The 7064-nt window shown below is 59.3% G+C and carries 7 protein-coding genes and 1 rRNA gene; 2 read left to right on the forward strand and 6 right to left on the reverse strand.

Features of this window, described 5'->3' with window-relative positions; genetic code table 11:
- Positions 1-355: 355 nt before the first annotated feature.
- Genes I8J29_RS30085 through I8J29_RS30095 form a run of 3 tightly spaced genes read right to left on the reverse strand, consistent with a single transcriptional unit; the run spans position 356 to position 2975 of the window.
- Positions 356-1462 carry a Gfo/Idh/MocA family protein gene (locus tag I8J29_RS30085; RefSeq protein WP_208851002.1) on the reverse strand — a complete coding sequence of 369 codons (1107 nt, stop codon included), beginning with the start codon at positions 1460-1462 and terminating at the stop codon, positions 356-358.
- Between the two features lie 24 nt (positions 1463-1486).
- A complete protein-coding gene (locus tag I8J29_RS30090) occupies positions 1487-2650 on the reverse strand; it encodes a UxaA family hydrolase (RefSeq protein WP_208851003.1) in 1164 nt (387 codons plus the stop codon).
- A gap of 1 nt (position 2651) precedes the next feature.
- Positions 2652-2975: a UxaA family hydrolase gene (locus I8J29_RS30095; RefSeq protein ID WP_338113317.1), complete on the reverse strand. Its 324-nt coding sequence runs from the start codon at positions 2973-2975 to the stop codon at positions 2652-2654.
- 164 nt (positions 2976-3139) lie between these two features.
- On the opposite strand from I8J29_RS30095, the gene I8J29_RS30100 reads away from it, so the two are divergent.
- Positions 3140-4000, forward strand: a complete 861-nt coding sequence (locus I8J29_RS30100) for an AraC family transcriptional regulator (RefSeq protein WP_208851004.1) — start codon at positions 3140-3142, stop codon at positions 3998-4000.
- Positions 4001-4250: 250 nt separating this feature from the next.
- On the opposite strand, the gene I8J29_RS30105 is transcribed toward I8J29_RS30100, so the two are convergent.
- Positions 4251-5237 (reverse strand): Gfo/Idh/MocA family protein, encoded by a 987-nt coding sequence (locus I8J29_RS30105; RefSeq protein WP_208851005.1) that lies wholly within the window; start codon positions 5235-5237, stop codon positions 4251-4253.
- Between the two features lie 111 nt (positions 5238-5348).
- Complete coding sequence (locus I8J29_RS30110; RefSeq protein WP_208851006.1) at positions 5349-6305, reverse strand: 3'-5' exoribonuclease YhaM family protein; 957 nt, start codon at positions 6303-6305, stop codon at positions 5349-5351.
- Positions 6306-6553: 248 nt separating this feature from the next.
- On the opposite strand from I8J29_RS30110, the gene I8J29_RS30115 reads away from it, so the two are divergent.
- On the forward strand, positions 6554-6724 hold the full coding sequence (locus I8J29_RS30115) for a Spo0E family sporulation regulatory protein-aspartic acid phosphatase (protein WP_090648771.1): 171 nt from the start codon (positions 6554-6556) through the stop codon (positions 6722-6724).
- Positions 6725-6886: 162 nt separating this feature from the next.
- Here the strand turns inward: I8J29_RS30115 and I8J29_RS30120 are convergent.
- Positions 6887-7064: ribosomal RNA gene (locus I8J29_RS30120) — 23S ribosomal RNA — on the reverse strand; the annotation flags it as partial.

Raw genomic sequence — 7064 nt, forward strand, 5'->3', positions numbered from 1 at the left:
AGTTGAGACAATTTTCAGTTATTAATCCAGATCGATAATACGTGATCGTTAACCATTTATCAATCATAATTTTGCTAGAATTTATCAATTAATTGCTTGAGTCCTACTCTTTCATTACGAATATAGGCAGATGGATGCATATTTACTGAAAATTTTTGTTAATTATTAATGTTATTTTGGAAAACATTATTCGTTACGCTCTTGGCATGGCGCGAAGCGTCGACAGAAGCGCACGCAGAATACTTGCCATTCGGGCGGCCCCGCAAGCCGCGGCTTCCTATCCTCAAAAACGCAAAAAAGGAAGCGCATGCCGCGCTTCCCTTCCGTGCTCCGCCGTCCGATCGAGGCGGCAATATTAGCGTTGTCCGGCGATTTCCGCGAGCGTCACCGGCCGATTTTCTTTCATCGACAGGTACGCGCCGAACACCATTTGCATCGTCTTCAAGTTGTCCGCCACGCTGTTCTCCGGCTCGCGCTCTTCCTCGACGGCGCGCATCAGCTCGCCCATCGTGCCCATGAACGCATGCGGGAACCATTTGCCGTGCAGCCGCGGGGTGAACCAATAATCCTCGTGGATCGCGCGCGTGTGGAAGCTCAGCGTATCCTCCCGGCCGATCGGATAGTTGTACAGCGAGCCGTTCGTGCCCTTGATGATGCCTTCCGTGCCTTCGAACCGGTAAGTGGCGTACCAGTCGTCCTCGCCGGCGATGTGATTGTGATTGTCGTGAATCAAGCCGCGCGCTTCGCCCGGAAATTTGACGTGCAGCAGCGTTCGCGTCTCGCCGACCGTGCGCTGGCCCGGGAACCGCGCCCCGTCCGCGTAGACGTACTCCGGCGTGCCGAACAGGAACCGGATCGCATCCATGTAATGAATGCTGTGGTACATGAATTCCAGCGTCGGCATCTCCCGCAGCCAGCCCCAATTCGCGAAGTCCTGCTTCACGTTCACCTGAATCGTCGCCTGCAGCAGCTCGCCCAGCCAGCCGCGCCCGATGATCGTATGGCTCGCCCGAATGCTCGGCGACCAGCGCATCTGCTGGTTCACCGCGCCTTTGACGCCATGCTTCTCGCACGCCTCGGCGATGCGCACCGCATCGGCGTACGATTCCGCAAGCGGCTTCTGGCACAGGATGTGTTTCCCCGCCGCCGCCGCGCGCTCCGCGATGCCCGGCTGCACCTTCGCCGGCACCGCCAGATCGACGAAGCGAGCCTCGGGATCCGCCAGCAGCTCGTCCATTTCCCGGTACACCTTGCCGATCCCGAATTTCGCGGCCAGCTTCTCCGCGCGCTCCCGGTTCAGGTCATAGATTCCGATGACGCGCAAACCGCCCATCTCGTAAGCCGGCAAATGGCACGCTTCCACGATTTCGCCGGCCCCGATGATGGCGATGCCCATGTCTTTTTGCTGCGGCAATGCCGGACGATAGTCCAGATCCAGCCAATTGTACTTCTCCGCGCCCATGTAGGTCAGCACCTCCGACAGTGATTACAAACTCGGTCCGATGCGGTTAATGCTGAATTCCGTATGGCCCAGCACTTCCGCCTTCGTCCATTTTCCTTCCGCGACTTCCACGATTTCCTGCCAAATCCGTTCGCCCGCCTGCTCCAGGCCGGCGCTGCCGTCCAGCATGTCGCTGACGTCGACGTCCATGTTGTCTTCCATGCGCTGGAACATTATTTTGTTGCCCGTGATTTTGATGACCGGCACGACCGCGGCGCCCGTCGGCGTGCCGCGGCCCGTCGTGAAGCAGACGATATGCGCGCCGCCGGCCGCCATGCCGGATACGCATTCGATGTCGTTGCCCGGCGAGTCCATGAAGTACAGCCCGTGCTCCGGGATGCGCTCCGCGTACTCGATGACGTCCTGGATCGGCGCTTTGCCGCATTTGCTGATGCAGCCGAGCGACTTCTCCTCGATGGTGGACAGCCCCCCGGCGATGTTGCCCGGGCTCGGGTTGCCGCCGCGCATGTCCGCGCCCATCCGTTCGACTTCTTTCTCGAAGCGGTCGACGATAAAGTAGAGCTTGTCGGATACCTCCGGCGTCACGCAGCGTTCCGCGAGCAGATGCTCCGCGCCGATGATTTCCGTCGTCTCTCCGATGACGACGGAGCCGCCTTCCGCGATCAGCGCATCCGCCGCGGCGCCGAGCGCCGGGTTCGACGCGAGTCCGGACGTGGCGTCGGAACCGCCGCATTTGACGCCGACCTTCAATTTATTCAGCGGCACCGGCGCCTTTTCCTGCTTCGCGAGATCCGCCATCATTCGTTTCGCGAGCTCCGTGCCGTGCGCGATCGCCTTCACCGACCCGCCGACCGATTGGATATCGAACACTTCGACCGGTTTGCCGGTCGTTCGGATCTCTTCCGCGAGCGCGATCGGATCGACGACCTCGCAGCCCAGGCTGATGACGATGACCGCGCCGACGTTCGGATTTTTGCCCGTGCCGGCCAGCATGTCGAACGTTCGCGTCTTGTCCGCGCCGATCTGGCTGCAGCCGTGCTGATGCGGAATGGCGACCGCGCCCGGCACCATGGCCATGATGCGGCTGCATACTTGGTTCGAGCAGATGACCGTCGGAATGATCAGCAGATGATTGCGGATGCCGATCTCGCCGTTCGGACGTTCGTAACCCATGATCGTGCTTGCCATGTCAGTTCGTCCCCTTCGCGCCGAGGTCGCCGCGTCCGCGGATCCCCTCGATATTGTGTACGTGCACATGCTGTCCGATCGCGATCGGCGTGACCGCGCGGCCGATGATTTCCCCGTATTTGCGGACGTCGTCGCCGGCTTCGATGTTCGTCACCGCGATTTTATGGCCGAACGGGATGTCGTTCGCCGCCGTTACGTCTTGAAGCCCCGCCGCGCTGCGGTAGCTGATCGTTTCTCCTGCTTGAATCTCCCGAAGCGCCGTCGCGACGTGATCGCGCTCGTCCATGTACAGCGCGTCCGCGCCGACGGTAATTGCGTGTTCCACCAGGTTCACCTATCCTTCGTATCCTCGTCTGGACTTCCGATGTTCAGTCCGGTATAGTCTCATTATAGAGCGTAAGAAACAGCAGCAAAATTGCGAAATTCGCTGGAAATATACCTTTTCTTGCACCAATGAAACGCTTACGACGGACAAGGAGCTGATGGCGGATGGACCCGATGCGCAAGCAGTTCGCCGCGGATGCCGCGCTGCCGGTCGAGCTCGTGCTGCGCCTTACGAAGAATTTGCAGGCCGAATTGCCGGATCATCTGCACGACTGGCTCGAGATCATCTACGTGCACGGCGGCGCCGGCTCGTTCTTCATCAATCACACGTTCTACGAAATGCAGGCCGGCGACTTGTACCTTATCCCCGGCAACACGATCCATAAGACGCTGCCGCATCCCGACGAGCCGCTCACCTCTTCGGTCGTGTTCTTCAGCGGGCAGTACGTCCAGGCTTCGTCCATCGGCATGGATGCGTATTCCTTCCTGCAATGCTTCGATTCCGCGAGAGCGAAACGCAGCTATCGGCTCGAGCTGCTCCCGGAGGAGCGGGCAAGGCTCGAAGGGATGTTCGACGAGATGCAAAAGGAGCTCGCCGCCCGCGAGCCCGGCTATAAGCAAGCGATTCTGCTGCAGCTGCAGATGCTCCTGCTGCGCTTGAACCGCAAGATCACCCCCGGCGCCGCGAACGCATCTTCGAACGGTTCCCGGCCGGGCTGGCTGCAGAACGCCCTCAACGAGATCGACGGCCGGCTCGGCGAGGAAATCAGCTTGGCCGCGCTGGCGTCCCGGGCTTCCGTGAGTCCCTCCTACTTCTCGCGCATGTTCAAGCAGCATACCGGCCTGAACGTGACCGAGTACATCATCGCCAAGCGCATCATGCATGCGAAAGAGCTGCTCGCGGATACCGACCTTACCGTCGCGGAGATCGCCTCGGCCTGCGGTTTCGAGAGCCTGCCGCACTTTTACCGCATGTTCAAAAAAATCGCCGGCGGCACGCCGGCGCATTACAAACGCATGCAATGAACCGCTTAACCCGGCAGCAGGCGTAAATCGCGAGCCTCCGCCCCGCTGAATATCCGGCTGCCCTGGCGAGGCTGCCAATCGGGCTGCAGGCCGCATCGTTTCGTTTGTCGCTCTGCCAAAAAACGCTGCCGAACGCGGAACCTTCTTCCGCGATCGGCAGCGTTTTTCGTTTGCTTCGCTTAGGATCACCTTGCTATGTACCTTCGCGGGTCAGCGTACTTGCGGTCCGACGCCGTTCGCCGGGCTCCGCTTACTTCAGATCCGCCGGGAATACGAGCCCCTGCTGCTTCCTAGCCTCGTCCAGCACGTTCATGACGGCGAGCGACAGCGCGTGCGTGTTGACGGACGATTCGGTCTTGCCTTCACGGATGGCCGCCAGGAACGCGCGTGCCTCGTAACTCATCACGAGTCCTTCCTCCGTCGCGTCGATCTCCTGCGTACGGCCGTCCCGGTAGCGAACCGTCAGCTTGCGCGGCAAATTAATGGCATCGATCGTCAGCGTGCCGTCCTCGCCCTGAATTTCCGCCGGCAGCGATGAATTGGAAATCTTGGAGTATGCGATTACCGCCTCCATTTCCCGGTAGCTTGCGATTAGGCTTCCCTGCCCGTCCACGCCCGAGGCAAGCTTCGTACCGCTGGCGGCGATACGCTCCGGCGCGCCGAACAGCAGCACAAGCGGATAGATGCAGTAGACCCCGAGATCCATCAGCGACCCGTTCGAGAATTCCGGCTTGAACGCGTTCAGCACTTCTCCGGCCTTATACGCGTTATAACGCGAGGAATACTGGCAGTAGCTCGCCGTGTAACGGCGAATCGGACCCAGCGTCGGCAGCAGCTCGCGAATCGTTTGGAAGCCCGGCATGAACGAGCTCTTCATCGCTTCCATGAACACCACGCCCTGCTCGCGGGCCGTCCGAATCACGGCCTCCAGCTCGCGCGCGTTCGACGCGGCCGGCTTCTCGCAAAGCACATGCTTGCCCGCGCGCATGCAGAGCATTGCCTGCTCCGCGTGGAACGACGTCGGCGAGGCGATATAGACCGCATCGACCTCGGGGCTGGCCGCCATCTCCCCGATATCCGTGAACGTTCGCGGAATGCCGTGCTTGGCGGCAAACTCCGCCGCCCGGTCCGCGGTCCGCGAATAAACCGCCGTCAGCGCGAAGTCTTCCGTCGTACGCGCCGCCTCGATGAATTGATCCGTAATCCAGTTGGTGCCGATAATGCCGAAACGTATCATGTCGGTAAAATCCCCTCTCGTCGTGTCCTTCAACCCGTGACGGCCCCCGCGGCAACGTTCTCGCGGTTAGCCGTCAACCCTATCAGGCTTCGTCATCCCGATTAGCCGCATCTACAGCTTCATCCGGTAAAACGCCTTGTTTTCCAAGCCCCGCACCGGCGGCGTCCAAGCTTCGTGGCTCGCGGTCGCGTCCAGCGCGTCCTCGATCATCTGCAGCTTGGCGTCCAGCGAATCGATATAGTGCAGCGCGACCGCCTCCGCGATTTGCGGTTGAACGGGGCTGCCCCATTCGCCGAGATTGTGATGGGATAAGACCAAATGCTGCAACGCCAGGACGCGTTCCGAATCCGCGGGAATGCCCGACATGAACGCCGCTTCCGCGATCCAGAGCGATGCGAGCGAGATGTGCCCGATCAGCTTGCCGGTTTGGCTGTAATCCGACACGATGCCGAGCTCCGATACCATTTCCTCCGGCTTCGCGATGTCATGAAGGATGATGCCCGCTTTCACGAGATCCGCATTCAGAAACGGCCGCTGCCGGCAAATAAACTCGCCCAGCTCCAGCATGCGCGCAATGTGATAGGCCAATCCCGCATAATACGCGTGATGATGCGACTTCGCCGCCGGCGCATGCAGCAGCCGGTCCCCCGCTTTGTCGAGGCAGTACGCGACGATCGTGCGGATATCGGCGTCCGCGATGCCGTCCTTCGTCTCTTGAATGCGCGCCACGAGCGCGGCGGGCTCGGCCGGCGCCGCCCGCACGAAATCCGTCAGCGACACGCCGTCCGCATCCGTCGCCTTGCGGATCCGGTTGATTTTCACCTGCAATTTATCGCGGTACAATTGGGCTTGGCCTTGCACCTTCACGAGCGTCAGCGCTTTGAACTGCTCCTTGTCGCTTTCGGACGCATCCCACAGCTTGGCAGGCACCTGCCCCGAGGCGTCGGCCAGCGTCAAATTCATAAAATCCTTCGGCGGCGTCGTATTCGTCTGCTTGATTTCGCTTTCCTTGATCAGATAAAACCCGATAAACTCGTTGCCATCGCTGAGTTCTTTGATTGGCGTCATCCGTATCCCCTCCCGTATCCTGCTTACCCTGATCGACCCCATGCGAAAAAACCTTCGGACGGCACGCTTCATCCATCATACCATGAACGCTTTCGGCCAGTCGCCCTGTTTCGAACGTTGCCGGACGGTCTTTCGTATCGCCTTCCGCCGCAGCGAAAGCTGTCGAAGTTTCGGTTTTTTCTTTCATAGACATTGGCGATTTGTTGGTGTAAAATTTTAAAAAATACATCACGAAGGAAGTAATCCAAATGGACCTTGCGCTCGTCAACGAACGGATCGAACTTTATCGCGGTTTGCTCAATACCAGCGCATCGCACGCGATGGCCTATGCCGATTTATTGAAGATCAGCCAAAAGCTCGACGAACTCATTAATCTGCATTACTCGCTATCCATACCGTCCCGTGACCTGACGCAATAACCGAGATCGAGACGCCGGACACGCCAATATTCGCTATTCTCCCATTCGATTGTATATAGAAAAAGAGGGCCGTTGATTAAATCAACGGCCCTCTTCCTGTTGCCACCCTGAAAACTGGATACGAACCTTTGCGAAGGGTCTTGCTTAGCTGAGAGATGTACCTTGGATAAGCCCTCGACCGATTAGTATTCGTCAGCTCCACGCATTGCTGCACTTCCACCTCGAACCTATCTACCTCGTCGTCTTCAAGGGGTCTTACATACTGGGAAATCTCATCTTGAGGGGGGCTTCACGCTTAGATGCTTTCAGCGCTTATCCCGTCCGCACTTGGCTACCCAGC

The organism is Paenibacillus artemisiicola (assembly GCF_017652985.1).
GTDB classification, from domain to species: Bacteria; Bacillota; Bacilli; order Paenibacillales; family Paenibacillaceae; genus Paenibacillus_Z; species Paenibacillus_Z artemisiicola.